Origin of the sequence: Pseudomonas syringae (assembly GCF_021605415.1) — a bacterium.
In the GTDB taxonomy this organism is placed as follows: Bacteria; Pseudomonadota; Gammaproteobacteria; order Pseudomonadales; family Pseudomonadaceae; genus Aquipseudomonas; species Aquipseudomonas syringae_S.
This window is the reverse complement of record NZ_WKEQ01000009.1, coordinates 165,328-185,276: the sequence shown is the minus strand read 5'-3', so window position 1 is coordinate 185,276 and position 19,949 is coordinate 165,328. Positions and strand designations below refer to the sequence as shown.

General features: G+C 58.1%; 18 protein-coding genes and 1 pseudogene. 5 read left to right on the top strand and 14 right to left on the bottom strand.

Features of this window, described 5'->3' with window-relative positions; translation table 11 throughout:
* Positions 1–101 precede the first annotated feature (101 nt).
* From GIW69_RS09230 to GIW69_RS09210, 5 genes and pseudogenes are all read right to left on the bottom strand, one after another.
* The gene (locus tag GIW69_RS09230) at positions 102–1,487 is read right to left on the bottom strand and encodes a hypothetical protein (RefSeq protein ID WP_236481925.1); all 1,386 of its coding nucleotides are present in this window, start codon (positions 1,485–1,487) and stop codon (positions 102–104) included.
* Positions 1,484–2,716: a tyrosine-type recombinase/integrase gene (locus GIW69_RS09225; RefSeq protein WP_224787272.1), complete on the bottom strand. Its 1,233-nt coding sequence runs from the start codon at positions 2,714–2,716 to the stop codon at positions 1,484–1,486. Before GIW69_RS09225 ends, GIW69_RS09230 begins: the two co-directional genes overlap by 4 nt.
* 133 nt (positions 2,717–2,849) lie before the next feature.
* Positions 2,850–3,509: pseudogene (gene thyA, locus GIW69_RS09220) on the bottom strand (thymidylate synthase); the annotation flags it as partial.
* Positions 3,510–3,558: 49 nt separating this feature from the next.
* Positions 3,559–4,374 (bottom strand): prolipoprotein diacylglyceryl transferase, encoded by an 816-nt coding sequence (gene lgt, locus GIW69_RS09215; protein ID WP_236481923.1) that lies wholly within the window; start codon positions 4,372–4,374, stop codon positions 3,559–3,561.
* 83 nt (positions 4,375–4,457) lie between these two features.
* On the bottom strand, positions 4,458–5,240 hold the full coding sequence (locus GIW69_RS09210; RefSeq protein WP_236481921.1) for a sulfite exporter TauE/SafE family protein: 783 nt from the start codon (positions 5,238–5,240) through the stop codon (positions 4,458–4,460).
* A 132-nt stretch (positions 5,241–5,372) separates the two neighbouring features.
* Here GIW69_RS09210 and GIW69_RS09205 point away from each other — a divergent pair, with 132 nt between their 5' ends.
* The gene (locus GIW69_RS09205; protein WP_236481919.1) at positions 5,373–6,119 is read left to right on the top strand and encodes an NRDE family protein; all 747 of its coding nucleotides are present in this window, start codon (positions 5,373–5,375) and stop codon (positions 6,117–6,119) included.
* Positions 6,120–6,245: 126 nt separating this feature from the next.
* Here the strand turns inward: GIW69_RS09205 and ptsP are convergent, their stop codons facing one another.
* The gene (gene ptsP / locus GIW69_RS09200; RefSeq protein ID WP_236481917.1) at positions 6,246–8,522 is read right to left on the bottom strand and encodes a phosphoenolpyruvate--protein phosphotransferase; all 2,277 of its coding nucleotides are present in this window, start codon (positions 8,520–8,522) and stop codon (positions 6,246–6,248) included.
* A gap of 22 nt (positions 8,523–8,544) precedes the next feature.
* Complete coding sequence (locus GIW69_RS09195) at positions 8,545–9,024, bottom strand: RNA pyrophosphohydrolase (protein ID WP_150718467.1); 480 nt, start codon at positions 9,022–9,024, stop codon at positions 8,545–8,547.
* 143 nt (positions 9,025–9,167) lie between these two features.
* Here GIW69_RS09195 and GIW69_RS09190 point away from each other — a divergent pair, with 143 nt between their 5' ends.
* Entirely contained in the window at positions 9,168–9,824 is a 657-nt protein-coding gene (locus GIW69_RS09190; RefSeq protein ID WP_236481916.1) for a histidinol-phosphatase, read from the top strand.
* Positions 9,825–9,845: 21 nt separating this feature from the next.
* On the opposite strand, the gene GIW69_RS09185 is transcribed toward GIW69_RS09190, so the two are convergent.
* Both GIW69_RS09185 and ilvA read right to left on the bottom strand, forming a co-directional pair.
* Positions 9,846–10,259, bottom strand: coding sequence for a DUF2269 family protein (locus tag GIW69_RS09185; protein WP_236481914.1), 414 nt, complete (start codon positions 10,257–10,259; stop codon positions 9,846–9,848).
* Positions 10,260–10,299: 40 nt separating this feature from the next.
* The gene (gene ilvA, locus GIW69_RS09180) at positions 10,300–11,814 is read right to left on the bottom strand and encodes a threonine ammonia-lyase, biosynthetic (RefSeq protein WP_236481912.1); all 1,515 of its coding nucleotides are present in this window, start codon (positions 11,812–11,814) and stop codon (positions 10,300–10,302) included.
* A 225-nt stretch (positions 11,815–12,039) separates the two neighbouring features.
* Between ilvA and rpiA the strand changes: the two genes are divergently transcribed.
* Positions 12,040–12,714, top strand: coding sequence for a ribose-5-phosphate isomerase RpiA (rpiA, locus tag GIW69_RS09175; RefSeq protein ID WP_236481910.1), 675 nt, complete (start codon positions 12,040–12,042; stop codon positions 12,712–12,714).
* Positions 12,715–12,860: 146 nt separating this feature from the next.
* Here the strand turns inward: rpiA and GIW69_RS09170 are convergent, their stop codons facing one another.
* The 4 genes from GIW69_RS09170 to GIW69_RS09155 form a co-directional block, all read right to left on the bottom strand.
* The gene (locus GIW69_RS09170; protein WP_236481909.1) at positions 12,861–13,778 is read right to left on the bottom strand and encodes an SdiA-regulated domain-containing protein; all 918 of its coding nucleotides are present in this window, start codon (positions 13,776–13,778) and stop codon (positions 12,861–12,863) included.
* Positions 13,779–13,990: 212 nt separating this feature from the next.
* Positions 13,991–14,920: an SdiA-regulated domain-containing protein gene (locus GIW69_RS09165; RefSeq protein ID WP_236481907.1), complete on the bottom strand. Its 930-nt coding sequence runs from the start codon at positions 14,918–14,920 to the stop codon at positions 13,991–13,993.
* 202 nt (positions 14,921–15,122) lie between these two features.
* Positions 15,123–15,788 carry a fumarylacetoacetate hydrolase family protein gene (locus GIW69_RS09160; RefSeq protein WP_236481905.1) on the bottom strand — a complete coding sequence of 222 codons (666 nt, stop codon included), beginning with the start codon at positions 15,786–15,788 and terminating at the stop codon, positions 15,123–15,125.
* A 38-nt stretch (positions 15,789–15,826) separates the two neighbouring features.
* Complete coding sequence (locus GIW69_RS09155) at positions 15,827–17,221, bottom strand: D-2-hydroxyglutarate dehydrogenase (RefSeq protein ID WP_236481903.1); 1,395 nt, start codon at positions 17,219–17,221, stop codon at positions 15,827–15,829.
* A gap of 203 nt (positions 17,222–17,424) precedes the next feature.
* On the opposite strand from GIW69_RS09155, the gene serA reads away from it, so the two are divergent.
* Positions 17,425–18,654 (top strand): phosphoglycerate dehydrogenase, encoded by a 1,230-nt coding sequence (gene serA, locus GIW69_RS09150; protein ID WP_236481902.1) that lies wholly within the window; start codon positions 17,425–17,427, stop codon positions 18,652–18,654.
* A 114-nt stretch (positions 18,655–18,768) separates the two neighbouring features.
* Here serA and GIW69_RS09145 read toward each other — a convergent pair whose 3' ends face one another.
* The gene (locus GIW69_RS09145) at positions 18,769–19,194 is read right to left on the bottom strand and encodes a DUF4399 domain-containing protein (RefSeq protein ID WP_236481900.1); all 426 of its coding nucleotides are present in this window, start codon (positions 19,192–19,194) and stop codon (positions 18,769–18,771) included.
* Between the two features lie 136 nt (positions 19,195–19,330).
* On the opposite strand from GIW69_RS09145, the gene GIW69_RS09140 reads away from it, so the two are divergent.
* Positions 19,331–19,900: a transporter substrate-binding domain-containing protein gene (locus GIW69_RS09140; RefSeq protein ID WP_236481899.1), complete on the top strand. Its 570-nt coding sequence runs from the start codon at positions 19,331–19,333 to the stop codon at positions 19,898–19,900.
* The last annotated feature ends 49 nt before the right edge of the window (positions 19,901–19,949 follow it).

Genomic DNA, 19,949 nt, shown 5'->3' with positions numbered 1-19,949 from the left:
TCCTTGCGGGTTTGCTTGCGCTTGCCAGCGTACTCGGCGTCGGCGAAGGTCATCTGCTTCATCGGGAAACTCGGTGGGTGGGGTCGCGGTATTTTGCCAAATCAGAAAGTCTTTTTCAGAGTTTCCTTAAGCGAGTCCGTATTCAATCCCGTAACTTGAGCCAGCTTGATGGCGTAAGGGGTAATTACCCACGAGTCAACACGATAATGTACTCCCCAGCTCTCAATTAGTTCCCGGAGGCCAACTCCTGAGCGATTAATAATACTGAGAAAAGCCGAAACATAGGGATCACCATTATCTTTTTCATTGCCTCCTATCACGGTGCAGCCTAGTTTTTTCTCGAAAATCCAACGCACATTGTCGAGGGTACCAAAGCCGGACTTTACCTTACCGTCCCTGTCAAGAGGATCCTCACCGATTCCGGTGATCTTATATGGTTGAGCAAGTGTGTTGTAACGCAGGATGTCCTCATCAACACTCGAGGAGATACGACGACGTTCTGAGCTCGAGTAAGGCTTATAGAGATCAGTGACTCGATCAGGGTCAAAGCCTTGACAGTTAATAAAGTCCGGCCCGTCATAGCCTTTTAGATTTTTGATAACCATCAACGTTTTACGAAATGCGCTAAGCTGAGTATTAGCTGTGCTCGGAGAACAATCACCTGCAATAATCAATTGTTCCAGATGGAAGCGGTATCGAGGAAGGATAAAAGCGTCAAGAGTATCACTCACCCGCTCAACGCCAGCGAATCCTCGTTTGGTAAGAAATCGCGAGACCCATTTGAAAGCTTCAAGGTAATTGCTCTCACCAGAATCGCTGGCCGTTTTCAATGAAGCAATGGCGAACGCATGCTTCATATCGTTGAACGGTTTATCCTCGGTAGGGCCCTCAAGATCATTTGCCGTAACGAAGTCCTGCATCCTCAGGCGCTTAAACTCTGTAAGCGCCCTCTCTTTGGGTACAAAATCTTCTTTAGCCTCTAATCGCTCCTGAACGGTCTTGTAGTCGCTTGAAAGTACGCCCAGGTCATGAAGGTCTTGATTAATTTCGTCGTAAGCAAGACGGACGCTCTGATAGCTACTCATACCTTGATTGATCGACTCAAGACCAGGTATTAAATTAATCCCGCGCCGGAAGCTAAGTTTGTTGCCAAAGACTGGAAGACGCAGTTTTTCTTCATCCGAAAGCGACTTGTACCAACCCAAGAGCTTTAGGCGCCAATTGCAACCAGCAGCCGTTTCCCCCTGATGGATAACACCATCGATCAGCATATCCAGGATAAGCTTCTGCTCAGCCAATTCGAAAATCTCGAGAGAGGGGTCGAGATCCTTGCTGGCAACGTAGGAAGCACTGAGCATGAGCGGAGAGTACCGTCCACTGTCATTATCGCTGAGTTCTACTTCGTAATAGCCAAGGGGGTTCTCTTTAAGACCCTTGAGCCATTCAATGATGCGCACGCTATCGATGGCGCGTTCATGAATACTCATTTCTTATCCCCTAGCCGGATTTTGAGTGAAGTTTCGGCAACGAGATCCGCCATATTTTTCGCCTTAGTCGGGATTTCACCTGTGGCTGGGTTAAGCATGCGAAAAATATCCTGCGGAATACGGGTGTACACTTCGGTTGTTGTGTTGCGTTCGTGCCCGAGCGACATTTGGGCCCTGATCAAGTTATCCAAATAACTATTGCCAAGATCAGGACTACTCAAAATTTCATAGGCATGGCCATGGCGTAACTTATGAGGCGCGATGGTTCGCTCTATGCGCCTATTTTTTATGGCGCGATTAGATAAGCGCTCCAACAACTTACTGATCGCATCCGCGTTAAATGGCCCGCCCTCGGAGTTGAAGAAGCATGGCGTTGCATCCGCCGATTCATATCTACGAGCATACTTTCTATACAGTGGCGTAGCGTGGTATCGCTTTATACGCTCAAGGGTTGCCTTGCTTACGATTGAGTACCTAGGCTTGGACTCATTCCCACGGCCTTTACTGCCATCAACGTAAAGTGGACAGTAGTCTGGGTGTACCCAATCGGCTTCATCCTCTGCCACGAAATTAGCACGCGAAAAGCCTAAGGCCTTATTGACTGCGCCAAGAGTTACCCTTCCAACCTCACTCCGCCGCAGGCCTGCATCAAAGATTGTTTGAACAAGACAGCGTTCTCTCTCACTAACAGTGCTTTGAATCAGAAACTTGAGATCCTGAAGAGAGCATGGCGTTACTAAGTTTTTCTTGGGGGCAGGTGATATGAATCCCCCGGCATAGGGGTTATCTAGTCTAGGAGCCGGTAAGTGCTTCTGCCCGACACACAGGAAATCATTGAAAAGCGCCATGTAACAACCATCCCTATTACGGATAGTTGTCGACGTCAAACCCTCAACCTCACGCAGGTGTACAAAATACTTAGCAATTCCCTGCTGGGTTATAGAAAGCAGAATCTCGTCATAGGAAGAGGTTTTGAAAAGAGGTGTAGCCTTAAGATACTCGAGCAAGTACCCAATATTTCGACCATAAGTCTCTGCAGATTCGAGTGCAAGTCTAGCGCTTTGAACGGCGCGAGATAGGTATTCACTTGGAAGCGGAACAAGCCTTTCGTTTAAATCGAACAGCCCCACCGCTGTAACGGACGGTTGGCCGGTGACCCGCTGTCCATCTTCGTTGAGCATCGACCCTTCTAGATCGATCAATTGATTTTTTTTGACTACAACCTTCACCGACTACCCCTTTTCTAAGGCCGCCCATCCTATGCAGAATGTGCAACTTGTCAAGATCAAGATAAAACGAGAAGAAAGGCAAATTTTTTTACGCTGCTAGCGCGTACTGTGCGCTTTTTGCAGCGTCAGATAAAAGGCCCAAATCGTTGGAGCGGATGTACAGCGTCAAGGAGATTTCTTTGGTCGCGACATTCGGGTGGAACTGATACAGCAAGTGGCACGGCGGCAAGGCCATTTCATCGAGCTGGGCGCAGTTCCAGCCGTGGAACAGGATACGGCGGCTGCCCGGATCCTTGATGATCGTGTCGATGCACTGGCGCACCTGATCGATGGCTTTGTACAACACCACGTAAGCCTGGCCGTCTTCTTCGCCCTGAGCGATCTGCTTGTAGCCCTGGCTCAGCGTCTGCTCGATGGCCGCCGGGTTGCTCAGCGCGATCTGCTTGTACGCCGGCCATTTGCGCCATTGCACGCCGTATATTTCGCCGAGGTCGTCGTCACCCTGACGAAACGGATTGGCCAGCCACTGGGCGTTTTCGTTGGCGTTCTGATCCCAGACCTTGCAGCCCAGTTCGCGGAACTCGGCAGCGTTATTCACGCCCCGCAGAAAACCGCACATCTCGCCGATGGCCGATTTGAAGGCCATTTTGCGGGTGGTGATCGCCGGGAAACCTTCTTGCAGATCGAAACGCAACATCGCGCCGGGGAAACTGATGGTGTTCACGCCGGTACGGTTGGCCTGTTTGGTGCCGTTCTTGATGACGTGCGACACCAGATCGAGATATTGCTTCATGAATTACCTGTGTCCTTGAGCCCCGGCGAGCAGCGCCGGGGTTCGAATATTAAGCCGTTGGCGTGACCGGTGCAGCCGGCGCGCGACGATAGGCCAGCCAGATCAGGAACAGCCCGCCGACGATCATCGGTACGCAGAGCACCTGGCCCATGGTCAGCCAGTTCCAGGCCAGGTAACCCAACTGGGCGTCCGGCACGCGAACGAATTCGACGATGAAACGGAAGATGCCGTAGAACAGCGCGAACATGCCGGAGACGGCCATGGTCGGGCGCGGTTTACGCGAGAAAATCCACAGAATCAGGAACAGCGCGACCCCTTCCAGCGCGAACTGATACAGCTGCGAGGGGTGACGCGGCAACTGCGCCGGGTCGCTGAACGGCGGGAAGACCATGGCCCACGGCACGTCAGTCGCCTTGCCCCACAATTCGGCGTTGATGAAATTGCCGATGCGCCCGGCGCCCAGGCCGATTGGCACCATCGGCGCGACGAAGTCCATCAACTGGAAGAAGGTCTTGCCGTTTTTCTTGCCGAACCACAGCGCCGCCAGCATCACGCCGATGAAGCCGCCGTGAAACGACATGCCGCCCTTCCACACTTCGAAAATCAGCGTCGGGTTGGCGAGGTAGGCGCTCAGGTCGTAGAACAGCACGTAGCCCAGTCGCCCGCCGACAATCACGCCCATCGACAGCCAAAAGATCAGGTCGGAGAGTTTTTCTTTCGTCCAGGTCGGGTCGAAACGGTTGAGCCGGCGTGACGCCAGCAGCCACGCTCCGCCAATGCCGACCAGGTACATGAGACCGTACCAGTGGATTTTCAGCGGACCGATGGCCAGTGCCACCGGGTCGATCTGCGGGTAAGGCAGCATTGCGACTCCTTGTTAGGGTTGGAACGTTGAAAATTCCCGGGCGACGCTGCCACCTCAGGATTAAGCCAGGATTGCCGGGTGCCTCAGATCAGAAAAGTCAGACCCACGCAGAACAGCAAAGCGGCGAACAATCTTTTCAGCAAACGCGGCGACAGCTTGTGGGCCAGACGCGCGCCAAGGCGGGCGAAGACCATGCTGGTCAGGGCAATCCCCAGCAGCGCCGGCAAATACACAAAACCGAGACTATGGGCCGGCAGCAATGGATCATGCCAGCCAATAATCATGAAACTTAATGCACTGACCAGGGCAATCGGTAATCCGCAGGCCGATGACGTGGCCACGGCTTGCTGCATCGGCACGCTGCGCCAGGTCAGAAACGGCACGGTCAACGAACCACCGCCGACCCCGAAAATCGCCGAGGCCCAGCCAATGACGCTGCCGGCGGTCGCCAGGCCGAATTTTCCCGGCACGCCACGACTGGCCCTGGGTTTGATGTCCAGCGCCAGTTGCACCGCGATCACCAGGGCAAACACACCGATGATCTTTTGCAGGTTCGGGCCAGAGATAGCCTCGGCCGTCAGCGCCCCGAACCCGGCGCCGACTAATATGCCCACCGCCATCCAGGCAAAGATCGGCCAGCGTACCGCACCGCGCCGATGGTGTTCGCGCACGGCATTCACCGAAGTGAAAATGATCGTCGCCAGCGATGTGCCGACCGCGAGGTGGGTCAGGATCGACTGATCGAAGCCCTGCAGGGTAAAGCTGTAGACCAGCACCGGCACAATAATGATCCCGCCGCCAACCCCGAACAGCCCGGCCAACACGCCCGCACAGGCGCCCAGCGCCAGATAGAGCACAAATTCCATGGCCGTCTCTCCTCGCCTCCCCGAATCAGGTGCGGCATGTTAACGGATGCAAGGCCTGCGGCTCCACTCATGGCGATGGATGCAGGGGCAATGTCTGCGTAGAGTGGGCAAAAAACACACAAGGACAACCTTATGTGCCTGATTGTTTTCGCCTGGCGACCGGGCCATGCCCAGCCGCTGATCGTCGCCGCCAACCGCGACGAATTCTATGCCCGACCGAGCCTTCCACTGGCGCAATGGCCGGAGATTCCTCACCTTCATGCCGGACGCGATCTTGAAGCGGGGGGCACCTGGCTCGGTATCGGCGCCAATGGGCGCTTCGCGGCGCTGACCAATATTCGCGACCCGGGCCAACCGCCGGCCGCCAAGTCTCGAGGGGAACTGGTGGCGGGATTTTTGGGGGGTGATCAGTCGATTGATGATTATTTGATCGATGTGGTCGGGCGCTCGCCAGAGTATGCCGGGTTCAACCTGTTGCTCGGCAATGCCAATGAGCTGTGGCATTTCAATGCGCGCTCATCGGAGCCTGTGATGTTGCAGCCAGGGGTTTATGGATTGTCCAATGCGGGGCTGGATACGCCGTGGCCGAAATTGCTCAAGGCCAGGGCTGCGTTGAATGCGGTGCTGGATGATCCGCAACCTGAGCGATTGCTGGGGTTGCTGGCGGATGCTGAACCCGCGCCAGACGCGGATCTACCGGACACCGGCGTAGGCCCTGCGACTGAGTCGTTACTGTCGAGCGTGTTTATCGCCAGCCAGAATTACGGGACGCGGGCGAGTACGGCGCTGATTGTGAGTGCGGACGGAACGCGGCGGATGGTTGAGCGCAGTTTCGGGCCGTATGGCGGGCATTTGGGCGAGGTAACCATTTCGATCTAGCGGTGCCTCGACAGACGCCATCGCTGGCAAGCCAGCTCCCACAAGGATCATCGGTGAACACAACATTCGTGAGCACCGGAGAAACCTGTGGGAGCTGGCTTGCCAGCGATGAGGCCATCAGCCTTTTTAGACGGCTTTGGTCACCGCCGGATTGACCCGCGCCAACCCAAGGTTCTTCAACGCCAGTTGCAGCGAGCTGTGGATAACTTGCGGGTTGTCGATGGTCATCAACTCCGCCAACAAGTCCTGTGCCTTGCTCAGGTTGATCTGGCGTAGCATCCATTTCACTTTCGGCAGGTTGGTGGCGTTCATCGACAGGCTGTCGAAACCCATCGCCATCAACAGCACCGCCGCCGCCGGGTCGCCGGCCATCTCGCCGCAGATACTCACCGGCTTGCCTTCGGCATGGGCATCGCGCACGACGGTTTGCAGGGCTTGCAGCACCGCCGGGTGCAGGTAGTCGTAGAGATCGGCCACGCGCGGGTTGTTGCGATCCACCGCCAGCAGGTATTGAGTCAAGTCGTTGGAGCCGACCGACAGGAAGTCGACCATCCGCGCCAGTTCCTTGGTCTGGTAGACCGCCGCCGGAATTTCGATCATCACGCCAATCGGCGGCATCGGCACGTCGGTGCCTTCGTCGCGCACTTCACCCCAAGCCCGGTGGATCAGGTGCAGGGCTTCTTCGAGTTCGTGAATGCCGGAGATCATCGGCAGCAGAATCCGCAGGTTGTTGAGGCCTTCGCTGGCCTTGAGCATCGCGCGGGTCTGCACCAGGAAGATTTCAGGGTGGTCGAGGGTGACGCGGATGCCGCGCCAGCCGAGGAACGGGTTGTCTTCCTTGATCGGGAAGTACGACAGCGATTTGTCGCCGCCGATGTCCAGGCTGCGCATGGTCACCGGTTGCGGGTGGAACGCGGCAAGTTGCTCGCGGTAGATCGCCAGTTGTTCCTTTTCGCTCGGGAAGCGCTGGTTGATCATGAACGGCACTTCGGTGCGGTACAAACCAACGCCTTCGGCGCCACGCTTCTGCGCCCGCGCCACGTCCGCCAGCAAACCGGTGTTGACCCACAGCGGCATGCGGTGGCCGTCGAGGGTCACGCACGGCAGGTCGCGCAGTGCATCGAGGCCCAGCGCCAGTTGTTTCTCTTCTTCCACCACTTCGGCGAACTGCTTGCGCAGCACGTCGCTGGGGTTGGTGTAGACCTCGCCGCGATGACCGTCGACGATCATGTCGATGCCGTCGACTTTCGAGTACGGCAAATCGACCAGGCCCATCACCGTCGGAATGCCCATGGCCCGGGCCAGGATCGCAACGTGGGAGTTACCCGAACCGAGTACCGAGACCAGACCGACCAGCGTGCCTTCCGGCACTTCGCCGAGCATCGCCGGGGTCAGCTCTTCACTGACCAGAATGGTTTTTTCCGGGTAGACCAGGTTCTGCTGACGCTCTTCCTGCAAGTAGGCGAGCAGGCGCCGACCAAGGTCTTTGACGTCCGACGCACGCTCACGCAGGTAGGCGTCGTCCATCAGTTCGAAACGGTTGACGTGATCGGTGACTACCTGACGCAACGCGCCCTGGGCCCACTGGCCGGTTTTGATCACGGTGGTGACTTCGCTGCCCAGCGAGGCATCATCGAGCATCATGAGATAGACGTCGAACAGCGCGCGCTCTTCCGGGCGCAGCTGAGTCGCGAGTTTGGCGGACAAGGTGCGCATGTCGGCGCGCACGCCCTCGATGGCGGTCTTGAACAGCGCCAGCTCGGCGTTGATGTCGGTGATGGTCTTGTCCGGCACCACGTCCAGATCCGCCGGCGGCAGCATGACCACCGCCGTACCCACCGCCGCGCCCGGCGAACCCGGCACACCGACAAACTTGGCTTCCTGGATGCCTTTGCCCTGACGGCCCAGGCCCCGAATCGAACCGGTGGCCTCCGCGTGGGCGATAACGCCGGCGAGCTGCGCGCTCATGGTCACGAGGAAGGCTTCTTCACCCTCGTCGAACTGGCGGCGTTCTTTTTGCTGGATGACCAATACGCCGACGACGCGGCGATGGTGAATGATCGGTGCGCCAAGGAACGAGGCATAACGCTCTTCACCGGTTTCGGCGAAGTAGCGATAGCGCGGGTGATCCGCAGCGTTTTCGAGGTTCAGGGGTTCTTCACGCGTGCCGACCAGGCCGACCAGACCTTCGTTGGGCGCCATGCTGACCTTGCCGATCGAGCGCTTGTTCAAGCCCTCGGTGGCCATCAGCACGAAGCGGTTGGTCTCGGGATCAAGCAGGTAGACCGAGCAGACCTGGCTGCCCATGGCCTCTTTGACGCGCAACACAATAATCCCCAACGCCGCCTTGAGATCCTTGGCGGAGTTCACTTCCTGGACGATCTTGCGCAGCGTATTGAGCATGGCTCGGGGTCGAACTCCGTCGTCAGTCGCGCGATAAAAGGCGCGGGGCAAGCTCTTTGAGAGCGCGTCGATACACCTCGCGCTTGAATGTCACCACCTGGCCCAACGGATACCAATAGCTGACCCAACGCCAGCCATCGAATTCCGGTTTACCGGTCAAATCCATCCGCACCCGCTGCTCGTTGGAGATCAGGCGCAGGAGAAACCATTTCTGTTTCTGGCCGATGCACAGCGGTTGGCTGTGGGTACGCACCAGACGTTGCGGCAAACGATAGCGCAACCAGCCTCGGGTACAGGCGAGTATTTCAACATCTTCGCGCTCAAGGCCTACTTCTTCGTTCAGCTCACGGTACAAGGCGTCTTCCGGCGTCTCTTCAGGGTTGATTCCCCCTTGCGGAAACTGCCAGGCATCTTGATTGATACGGCGAGCCCAGAGCACCTGTCCGGCGTCATTCGTCAGAATGATCCCGACATTGGGGCGGAAACCATCGGGGTCGATCACGGCAACAACCTCGCAAACGCATGTCGCCGCATTGTTCCACAAAGGTTGATAAGGCGGCAACGAAGCTTCCTACCTTATGTGCACTCTTGTGAAAAGGCCGTATTCTTGTCGCCTTTTTACTGACTTTTCAGCGGGTAACTGCAATGCGCCTGGCTTTATTCGATTTGGACAACACTCTTCTGGGCGGCGACAGCGATCACGCTTGGGGCGATTACCTGTGCGAGCGCGGCTTCCTCGACCCCGTTGCCTACAAGACGCGCAACGACGAGTTCTATCAGGATTACCTGGCCGGCAAGCTGGATAACGCCGCATACCTGAACTTCTGCCTGGAAATCCTCGGCCGCACTGAAATGGCCGTGCTGGATGACTGGCACAGCGACTACATGCGCGATTGCATCGAGCCGATCGTGCTGCCCAAAGCCATTGAACTGCTGAAAAAGCACCGCGATGCCGGCGACAGACTGGTGATCATCACCGCAACCAACCGCTTCATCACCGCACCGATCGCCGTGCGTTTGGGTGTTGAAACCCTCATCGCCACCGAGTGCGAGATGATCGACGGCCGCTACAGCGGCCGCAGTACCGACATTCCGTGCTTTCGCGAAGGCAAGGTAACGCGGCTCAATCGTTGGCTGGAAGAGACCGGGTATTCGTTGGACGACAGCTATTTCTATAGCGACTCGATGAATGATCTACCGTTGCTGGAGCAGGTGACGAATCCGGTGGCGGTAGACCCGGATCCGAATCTGCGGGCTGAGGCCGAGAAGCGTGGCTGGCCGGTGATTTCGTTGCGCGACTGATTACGCCTTCGCGAGCAAGCCCTAAACAGGCTTGGCCCCCATCAACGCCGCAATGGCGAGAAATCCGACGCCGCTCACAATGGCCAGCGCCAGGTTGAATTTGCGGTTGCCCACCCCGGTCGTCCACAGCCGATTAAGCCGCACGAGCAGCCAGACCGCACTGATCGTGGCCACGGCATAGATCACGCTGGACCCCAGAATCCATAACTGCCCCAATGGCCAACCAATCAGATGCACCAACCACCAGCCGGTGAAGGGCATGCTGAGCATACCGATCAGCATCAGACACCAGATAAACAGCCAGGGCCGCTGCATCGTGCTGGCCGGCCCCTCGCTGCGATTACGCCAGGAAAGTGCGGCGAGCCCCAGCCCGCTCGCGAGGATTACCACGGTAGCCGCGACGTGAAGGACTTTCAGGGTGGTCAGGGTTTCCATGCGTTTCTCTTCCTTGGGCCGTGCCCATCAGCGTAGCCGCTCAGCCAAGAAACAGCTTGTAGGCAGGGTTGTCGCTTTCGTCCCAGTACGGGTAGCCGATCTCTTCCAGCGCCGCCGGCACCAGATGACGCTCCTCGTGCGGCACTTGCAGGCCCGCAACCACCCGGCCATCCGCCGCGCCGTGGTTGCGGTAATGAAACATCGAAATGTTCCAGCGCCCACCGAGCTTGTTGAGGAAGTTGAACAGCGCGCCCGGACGCTCCGGGAACTCGAAGCGCAGCACCACTTCATCGACCACCTGCGCGGCGCGACCGCCGACCATGTGGCGAATGTGCAGCTTGGCCAGTTCGTTGTCCGTCAGGTCGAGCACGGGGAAACCCTGCTCGGTCAGGCTTGCGAGCAAGGCGCTGCGCGGGTCGTTGTCCGGGTGGGTCTGCACGCCGACGAAAATGTGCGCTTCGCTGCCGGTGTTGTAGCGGTAGTTGAATTCGGTGATCTGGCGTTTGCCGATGGCTTCGCAGAACGCCTTGAAGCTGCCGGCCTTCTCGGGAATGGTCACGGCGATGATCGCTTCGCGGCCTTCACCCAGCTCGGCGCGTTCGGCGACGTGGCGCAAGCGGTCGAAGTTGACGTTGGCCCCGGAGTCGATGGCGACAAGAGTCTGGCCGCTGATGCCGCGCTGCTCGACGTACTTCTTGATGCCGGCCACGCCCAATGCACCGGCAGGTTCGGTGATCGAGCGGGTATCGTCGTAGATGTCCTTGATCGCCGCGCAGATTTCGTCGGTGCTGACGGTAATGACCTCGTCAACGTAATCCTTGCAAATGTCGAAGGTGTGCTGGCCGATCTGCGCGACCGCCACGCCGTCGGCAAAGATGCCCACGGTCGGCAGCACCACGCGCTCGCCGGCCGCCATTGCCGCTTGCAGGCAATTGGAGTCATCCGGCTCGACGCCGATGACCTTGATGTCCGGGCGCAGGTATTTGACGTAGGCCGCAATACCGGCGATCAGACCGCCACCGCCAACCGGGACGAAAATCGCGTCCAGCGGCTGCGGGTGCTGACGCAGAATCTCCATCGCCACGGTGCCCTGCCCGGCAATGGTGTGCGGATCGTCGTAAGGGTGGATGTAGACATAGCCTTTTTCGTCGACCAGTTTCAGCGAATATGCGAGGGCTTCCGGGAACGAATCGCCGTGCAGCACCACTTTGCCGCCACGCGAGCGCACGCCTTCGACCTTGATCTCGGGAGTGGTTTTGGGCATGACGATGGTCGCTTTCACCCCCAGCACTTTCGCCGCCAGCGCCAGGCCTTGCGCATGGTTGCCCGCCGATGCGGTGACCACGCCGCGCGCACGTTCCTCGTCGCTCAACTGCGTGAGTTTGTTGTAGGCCCCGCGGATCTTGAACGAGAACACCGGCTGCAAGTCTTCGCGCTTGAGCCAGATGTCATTGCCCAGCCGCTCGGAGAGCTGGCGGGCGTTCTGCAGCGGGGTTTCTACGGCAACGTCATAAACGCGCGAGGTGAGGATCTTTTTGACGTACTGTTCGAGCATCGGAAAGCATCACTGAGCGGGTTGGGCAGGGCCAAGGAGTCTAACCCGGCTTTTGCCTTTGCGACCACACTGGACAGGGGGTTTTAAGGGGAAGCGACAAGATCGCAACCTTCGGCAGCTCCTGCAGCGGTAATGGTTAACCCGGTAATTGGGCGATGACCTTCATTGGCCCCGAGCCTATAATGCCGGCCTTTCGTTCCCTCTCTTCGGCACCTCGGAGCCCGCATGACCCAGGATCAACTCAAACAGGCAGTGGCTCAGGCCGCCGTCGACTTCATCCTCCCGAAGCTCGATGACAAAAGCATCGTCGGGGTCGGCACCGGCTCCACCGCCAATTGCTTCATTGATGCGCTGGCGCAACACAAAGGCGCGTTCGATGGCGCGGTCGCCAGCTCCGAAGCCACCGCCGCACGTCTGAAGGGCCACGGGATTCCGGTCTACGAACTGAACACGGTCAGCGATCTGGAGTTCTACGTCGACGGCGCCGATGAAAGCGACGAACACCTGAACCTGATCAAGGGCGGCGGCGCAGCCCTGACCCGCGAAAAAATCGTCGCGGCCGTGGCCAAGACCTTCATCTGCATTGCCGACGCCAGCAAACTGGTGCCGGTGCTGGGCGCGTTCCCGTTGCCAGTCGAAGTGATCCCGATGGCCCGCAGCCACGTGGCCCGCCAACTGGTGAAACTGGGCGGCGACCCGGTCTACCGCGAAGGCGTGCTGACCGACAACGGCAACATCATCCTCGACGTGTTCAACATGCAGATCACTGACCCGGTTGAATTGGAAAAGCAGATCAATGCCATCGTCGGCGTGGTCACCAACGGATTGTTCGCGGCACGTCCGGCGGATTTGTTGCTGTTGGGCACAAGTGAAGGCGTAAAAACCCTCAAGGCTGAGTAAGCCCAGACTGTCCGAAATTTATGGGCAGACGAAAAAACCTGTGGGAGCTGGCTTGCCAGCGATAGCGGCCAATCCATCGACAGTGATGTCGAATCTTATGGCCCCATCGCTGGCAAGCCAGCTCCCACAGTGTTTTGAGGGGTTGATCAGTTTTGGGTGGGTTTCTTGAAGACGTAAAAAAGGTTCGGCTCACTCACCAGGTACAACGTCCCGTCATCGTCCATGGCGATGCCCTCCGCTTGCGGCACGGTTTTCTGCAAACCTTGTCGGCCTTTGCTCAGGGACATGGTGCTCAAAGGGCGCCCATCCACGTCCAGCTCCAGAATCAGCCGCGACTCGTCTGACAGCGCCAGCAAATGCCCGCTGCGCTCGTCGTATTGCAGGCTCGACAGATCCCGCACGAACATCCCGGCATCGCGCTTGGGGTTGTTAATGACGTGTACCGCGTAGGACTTTTCCGGATTGAAGTGCGGGAAACCGTGCACTTCATAGATCAGCATCGGATCGCGCTCCTTGGCGACGAACAGGCGCTTGCCCACCGAATCGTAGGCCAGACCTTCAAACCCTTTATTGCCGGCCATGTGTACGCCGAGGGTCATCTGCTCGGCATCCGCCGCGTCGAGGAACGTGGTGTCTTTTTCCAGATGGATCTTGATCAGCCGTTGCTGACTCTCGTCGGTGATCACGTAGGTGTCGGCGCTGATGAACTCCACCGCTTCCGGGTCGCCAAAACCGACCAACGCAATGCGCCGCAGAATCGTGCCTTCCAGCGACATCTCGACCAGTTCGGCGTTTTTATTGGTGACGGTGAACAGGCTTTTGCGCACCGGATCGAAGGTCAACGCCGAGACATCGTCGTCCAGCCCGTCGATGACCCGCGCCTCGACGTCCACCCGGTATTGATCGAGTGCGATGGATTGGCTGTTCAACGGCTGCCAGTAATTGTGCAGATTGAACCAGGCCCGTTCGAACAGGCGCATGTATTGACCAACCGCGATCAGGGCGATCAGCGCAATCACTGACAGGAAGATTAAAAGAGGCTTGGGACGGGCAAGACGACGCATTCGGGCGGGCTCGATATCAAAACAGGCGGATGAAATACCACGCCTGCCTGAATTGAAGCTTAATGGCCAGTTGCCCGTCGCGACAACCACGACCCTTGATAACGATCGTTTCCACGCTCCGCGTGGGAATGCAGCCTAGGACGCTCCGCGTTCCAGCCACGGTCAAAAGATCGCGGCCCGAGCCTGCGGCCGCTCTTACACAGGAACCGGGGTTATTGCTTTTTTTCAAAGCGGTAAAAGAGGTTCGGCTCGCTGACCATGTACAGCGTGCCCGTCTCGTCGATGGTCACGCCTTCAGCGCGGGGGATGGTTTTTTTCAAACCGTTGAAGCCGCCCAGCAGGGTCATGAAGCTGACCTGCTCGCCCTTCTCGTCCAGCTCCAGCAGCATGTGCGAATCGGCAGACAGCACCAGTGTGTGACCGGTACGCGGGTCGACCGCCAAGGCTGACAGGTTACGAAGATCCAATTCGTCGCTGTCCTGCTTGTGCTTGTCGCCGCTGAGCGTCTGGCTGCCGTCGCTTTTCCAGGTGAACAGCGCCGGCGGGCGTTCCTCGCCAAGAAGCAGTTGCTGATTGCGCGGATCCCAGGCGATGGCTTCGAAGGCTTTGTTCTGATCTTTGGACGGGCCCAAGTCGTATTTCGGGAAGTTGGCGATGTTCAGTTCGCGCGTATCGGCGTCGACCTTGACGATGGAAAGCATGTGCATGCGTTCATCGGTGATGGCGATCAAGCCGTTTTCCATGACCGTCAAGCCTTCTGGATTACTCCAGCCCACCAGCGGCATCTTGCGCAACACCTCGCCTTGCAGCGTCAGCTCGACCAGAAACGGGTTTTTGCCCATCACCGAAAACAGGGTTTTGCTTTGCGGGCTGTAGGCCAGGTCGGACGCTTCGTCCTTTTCCATGCCCGGCAACTGCTTGGCATCGATCACCGCGTGATAATCCGGCAGCCAGATGCTTTCTTTCTGCTCGACCGGGGATTCGAATCGCTCCAATACCCAGAGCACACCGCGATCATCCCAATGCAGGACATGCGCCACGCCAAAGGCCACGACAGCGGCAAGTAAAAGCCAGGAGTACCAACGCATGGCAAAACGCGAGCGACGGGTAGTTTTGAGCTTCGGCAGCGGTTGAGTCGACATCAAGGGACGCGTTCCAGAAATTCAGGCTATGGGTAATAGCACAAACGGGGCAGGCTCTGACGCCAGGATCGCGGGAATTATCCAGACAGGATGTGAAAAAAACGGCAAATGGCGGGAATGTCGTGCTTGTTTGGGGGCAGGATCACAAAACCAAATGTGGGAGCGAGCCTGCTCGCTCCCACAGGTTTTTGCGGTGTGGCGATCAGCGCACGCTGCTGGTGAAGCGGCTCACGCCCGGCAATTCGAGGACGATGTCATCGCCAACGTTCAGCGGACCAACGCCCACGGGCGTGCCGGTGAGAATCACGTCGCCGGCCTGCAGCGAGAAGCAGCCGGCCATGTGCTGGATCATTGGCACGATCGGGTTGAGCATCGCGCTGCTGTTGCCGTCCTGGCGCACTTCGCCATTGATGGTCAGGCGAATGCCGATGTCGGTCAGGTCGGCAAACGAGCTGCCGACCACGAACGGTGCGATCACCGCCGCGCCGTCAAACGATTTGGCAATTTCCCATGGCAGGCCTTTGGATTTGAGCTCGGCCTGCTTGTCGCGCAGGGTCAGATCCAGCGCCGGGGCAAAACCGGAAATAGCGTCGAGCACTTCTTCACGGCTTGGCTTGGTCGACAGCGGCTTGCCAATCAACACGGCGATTTCCGCCTCGTAGTGCACGGAGCCACGTTCGGTCGGAATGCTGAAACCGCCTTCCAGCGGCACGACGCAACTGCCCGGCTTGATGAACAACAACGGCTCGGTAGGCACCGGGTTGTCCAGCTCCTTCGCGTGTTCGGCGTAATTACGCCCGATGCAAACGACTTTCCCCAACGGGAAATGAATACGCGTGCCGTCGACATACTGGTGCTGATAGCTCATTAACCGACTCCTGGGTTCGTAGCGTTTAAGTTCGAAAGTCAAACAGCGAAGATCTTGCCCGGGTTCATGATGCCATTCGGGTCGAACACGGCTTTTACCGCTTTCATGTACTCGATCTCAACCGGCGAGCGGCTGTAGGTCAAGTAATCGCGTTTGGTCATGCCCACGCCGTGCTCGGCGGAGATCGAGCCGTTGTACTTCTCGACGGTCTCAAACACCCATTTATTGACAGTGGCGCACTTGGCGAAAAACTCGTCCTTGCTCAGGTTGTCCGGCTTGAGGATGTTCAGGTGCAGGTTGCCATCGCCAATGTGGCCGAACCAGACGATTTCAAAATCCGGGTAGTGCTCGCCGACAATCGCGTCGATTTCCTGCAGGAACGCCGGCACTTTCGACACGGTGACCGAGATGTCGTTCTTGTACGGCGTCCAGTGCGAGATGGTCTCGGAGATGTACTCGCGCAGTTTCCACAGGTTGTGCAGCTGGGTTTCGCTCTGGCTCATCACGCCGTCCAGCACCCAGCCCTGCTCGACGCAATGCTCGAACGTTTCCAGCGCGCTGTTGGCCACTTCTTCAGTGGTCGCTTCGAACTCCAGCAGTGCGTAGAACGGGCAATCGGTTTCGAACGGTGCCGGGACATCGCCACGGCCCATGACTTTGGCCAATGCCTTGTCAGAGAAAAATTCGAATGCAGTCAGGTCGAGCTTGCCTTGGTAGGCGTGCAGCACCGGCATGATCGAGTCGAAGTCAGCGGTGCCGAGCACCATCGCCGTGAGGTTTTTCGGTGCGCGATCCAGACGCATGGTCGCTTCAACCACAAACCCGAGGGTGCCTTCAGCGCCGATGAATAGTTGGCGCAGGTCGTAACCGGTGGCGTTCTTGATCAAGTCTTTGTTCAGTTCCAGCACGTCGCCCTTGCCGGTGACGACTTTCATGCCCGCCACCCAATTGCGGGTCATGCCGTAGCGAATGACCTTGATCCCGCCGGCATTGGTGCCGATGTTCCCGCCAATCTGGCTGGAACCGGCAGATGCAAAGTCGACCGGGTAGTAAAGGCCTTTGTCTTCAGCGGCATTCTGCAATTGTTGCGTGACCACGCCCGGCTGACACACAGCCGTGCGGTCAGTGAGGTTGATGTCGAGAATTTGATTCATATAGTCGAAGGACACGACCACTTCGCCATTGGCCGCTACCGCTGCCGCCGACAGGCCGGTGCGCCCGCCCGAGGGAACCAGTGCGACCTTGTGCTGATTGGCCCAACGGACGATGGCTTGAACCTGTTCGATGGACTTGGGAAACACAATGGCCGTCGGCGCTGGCGCGAAGTGTTTGGTCCAATCCTTGCCGTAGGTATTCAGGGAATCGGCGTCGGTAAGGACTTTGCCAGGCTCAACCAGGGTCTTCAGTTCATCAATCAGGGCAGGACTGGTCATCGACAGAACTCTCGAACAATTCATGGTCATCCTGAAGACGCTTCACGTCGCAGGAATGAGTGATTAGCGGGTGCGTATGCTAGCATACCGACCCCGCGGACCAGTGCCCAACGGCCGATTCGCGGTGATGGCTTTTTTGCCGTCCGGGTCAGCTCCCGCTGCCCTCTTCCTGCCATTTTTCTCCGGGATACAGGTTTACGCAGATGAGCAAGACTTCTCTCGATAAGAGCAAGATCAAGTTCCTTCTTCTCGAAGGCGTCCACCAATCGGCTGTCGACGTCCTCAAGGCGGCGGGCTATACCAGCATCGAATACCTGACAGGTTCCTTGCCGGAAGCCCAGCTCAAGGAAAAGATTGCTGACGCTCACTTCATCGGCATTCGTTCGCGCACCCAACTGACCGAAGAGATCTTCGATCACGCGAAGAAGCTGGTCGCGGTCGGCTGTTTCTGCATCGGCACCAACCAGGTTGACCTGGATGCGGCCCGCGAGCGCGGCATCGCCGTGTTCAACGCGCCATACTCCAACACCCGCTCCGTGGCGGAACTGGTGCTGGCCGAAGCGATCCTGCTGCTGCGCGGCATCCCCGAGAAAAATGCGTCCTGCCACCGTGGCGGCTGGATCAAGAGCGCGGCGAACTCCTTCGAGATTCGTGGCAAGAAGCTGGGCATCGTCGGCTACGGCTCGATCGGTACGCAACTGTCGGTGCTGGCCGAGGGCCTGGGCATGCAGGTGTTCTTTTACGACACCGTGACCAAGCTGCCGCTGGGTAACGCCACTCAGGTCGGCAACCTGCACGAACTGCTGGCGATGTCCGACATCGTCACCCTGCACGTTCCGGAAACCGCCGCCACCCAGTGGATGATGGGCGAGAAGGAAATTCGCGCCATCAAGAAGGGCGGCATCCTGATCAACGCTGCTCGCGGCACCGTGGTCGAACTGGATCACCTGGCCGCCGCGATCAAGGACAAGCACCTGATCGGCGCCGCCATCGACGTCTTCCCGGTCGAGCCACGCTCGAACGACGAAGAATTCGAAAGCCCGCTGCGTGGCCTCGACAACGTCATCCTGACCCCGCACATCGGCGGTTCCACCGCTGAAGCGCAAGCCAACATCGGTCTGGAAGTGGCGGAAAAACTGGTCAAGTACAGCGACAACGGCACGTCCGTTTCGTCGGTGAACTTCCCGGAAGTGGCCCTGCCGGCTCACCCTGGCAAGCACCGCCTGCTGCACATCCACGAGAACATCCCGGGCGTGATGAGCGAGATCAACAAGGTCTTCGCCGAAAACGGCATCAACATCTCCGGTCAGTTCCTGCAGACCAACGAGAAAGTCGGCTACGTGGTGATCGACGTAGACGCCGAATACTCGGATCTGGCGCAAGAGAAACTGCAGCACATCAACGGCACCATCCGCAGTCGGGTTCTCTTCTGAGAACAGCCGCAAGCTACAAGCGGTGAGCGGCAAGTGGCGCTCGCTTCAGTTTGAGGCTTGCAGCTCAAAGCTTGGAGCTGCAAATGAAAAGGGAGCCCCGAAGGGCTCCCTTTTTTATTTGACGTTTACCGTGATTTTTTCGGAAACGATCGATGGGTCGAATGGCATGTGGCCGCTGTCGCCGAGGATCAATTGCAAGGTGTGTTTGCCCGGGGCCAGTTTGATGGTGGCTTCGGTCTGCGCCTTGCCGAAATGCATGTGATGCGCGTCAGTCGGAATGGGCGCGCCTTCGGCCGGCAGGTCGTCGACATCGATCAGCAAGTGGTGGTGGCCGGTGTTTTTGGTGACGTCACCCGCCGGGGCCAGCGCGATGTTCTTCGTGCCGAACTTGACCTTGAACTCTTGAGAAACCGTCGCCCCGTCTTCGGGAGAAACGATGAACACTTCAGCATCTTTCGGCGCCGGCGTCGCCGCGCTGGCCAGCACCGAAACACCCATCAGCACACCCGCCAACGCTGCACGTGACATAAAGCTTTTCATTTTCTTCTCCAGTTTTTCCGTAAAATCCGCTCGGTCATGACAACTTCATGACCATTCGTTGTCGAAGGCACTCGACAACCATAGCAAAGCGAGCCTGAATCAGAGCGTCGCGATAAATGTTTTCAAAGGAGTGACCATGCGTTTTCTGCCTGGACTGATCTGCCTGCTACCCCTTTTGAGTCCTCTGGCTCATGCCGAATTGATCGACGACATTAACGACCGTGGCGAACTGCGCATCGCCCTTGAGGCTAATACACCGCCCTTCAATTACAAGGAAGGCGACAAACTCACCGGGTTTGAAGTGGAGCTGGGTCAGATGCTCGCCGCCGAGCTGGATGTGCGCGCCGACTTCATCGTCACCGATGCGGGCGACTTGCTCCAGGGCGTCGAAAGCGGCAAGTACGACGTCGCGCTCAATCACATAGCACTGACCCCGGAACTCAAGGAACGTTTCGCCTTCAGCGAGGCGTACACCAAGGCTGATGCGCAAATGTTTGTCCATGAAGAACCGCAGCAGCGGCCGATGGTATTGGTGCAGACATTGAACGAGGGAAAATCGAAACCCTCCGAGCCGGTGAATCTGGCGATTCCGTTTCAGAAGGGCAATCCGGCGTTTCAGGCGAGCCTGGACAGCGCGTTGGCGCGGATCAAGGCGGATGGCCGACTGGAGGCCTTGACGCAGAAGTGGCTCACCGAGCCGAAGTAACCACAATACCTGTGGGAGCTGGCTTGCCAGCTCCCACAGGGGGTAGTGG

Excerpts from the sequence above, each read along its gene's own strand:
- GIW69_RS09230 (WP_236481925.1), bottom strand. The coding sequence starts at position 1,487 with ATGAGTATTCATGAACGCGCCATCGATAGCGTGCGCATCATTGAATGG.
- GIW69_RS09210 (WP_236481921.1), bottom strand. The coding sequence starts at position 5,240 with ATGGAATTTGTGCTCTATCTGGCGCTGGGCGCCTGTGCGGGCGTGTTG.
- ptsP (WP_236481917.1), bottom strand. The coding sequence starts at position 8,522 with ATGCTCAATACGCTGCGCAAGATCGTCCAGGAAGTGAACTCCGCCAAG.
- GIW69_RS09170 (WP_236481909.1), bottom strand. The coding sequence starts at position 13,778 with ATGCGTCGTCTTGCCCGTCCCAAGCCTCTTTTAATCTTCCTGTCAGTG.
- GIW69_RS09155 (WP_236481903.1), bottom strand. The coding sequence starts at position 17,221 with ATGACCAGTCCTGCCCTGATTGATGAACTGAAGACCCTGGTTGAGCCT.
- GIW69_RS09160 (WP_236481905.1), bottom strand. The coding sequence starts at position 15,788 with ATGAGCTATCAGCACCAGTATGTCGACGGCACGCGTATTCATTTCCCG.
- GIW69_RS09190 (WP_236481916.1), top strand. The coding sequence starts at position 9,168 with ATGCGCCTGGCTTTATTCGATTTGGACAACACTCTTCTGGGCGGCGAC.
- GIW69_RS09140 (WP_236481899.1), top strand. The coding sequence starts at position 19,331 with ATGCGTTTTCTGCCTGGACTGATCTGCCTGCTACCCCTTTTGAGTCCT.
- ilvA (WP_236481912.1), bottom strand. The coding sequence starts at position 11,814 with ATGCTCGAACAGTACGTCAAAAAGATCCTCACCTCGCGCGTTTATGAC.
- lgt (WP_236481923.1), bottom strand. The coding sequence starts at position 4,374 with ATGCTGCCTTACCCGCAGATCGACCCGGTGGCACTGGCCATCGGTCCG.
- GIW69_RS09165 (WP_236481907.1), bottom strand. The coding sequence starts at position 14,920 with ATGTCGACTCAACCGCTGCCGAAGCTCAAAACTACCCGTCGCTCGCGT.
- GIW69_RS09185 (WP_236481914.1), bottom strand. The coding sequence starts at position 10,259 with ATGGAAACCCTGACCACCCTGAAAGTCCTTCACGTCGCGGCTACCGTG.
- GIW69_RS09205 (WP_236481919.1), top strand. The coding sequence starts at position 5,373 with ATGTGCCTGATTGTTTTCGCCTGGCGACCGGGCCATGCCCAGCCGCTG.
- serA (WP_236481902.1), top strand. The coding sequence starts at position 17,425 with ATGAGCAAGACTTCTCTCGATAAGAGCAAGATCAAGTTCCTTCTTCTC.
- rpiA (WP_236481910.1), top strand. The coding sequence starts at position 12,040 with ATGACCCAGGATCAACTCAAACAGGCAGTGGCTCAGGCCGCCGTCGAC.
- GIW69_RS09145 (WP_236481900.1), bottom strand. The coding sequence starts at position 19,194 with ATGAAAAGCTTTATGTCACGTGCAGCGTTGGCGGGTGTGCTGATGGGT.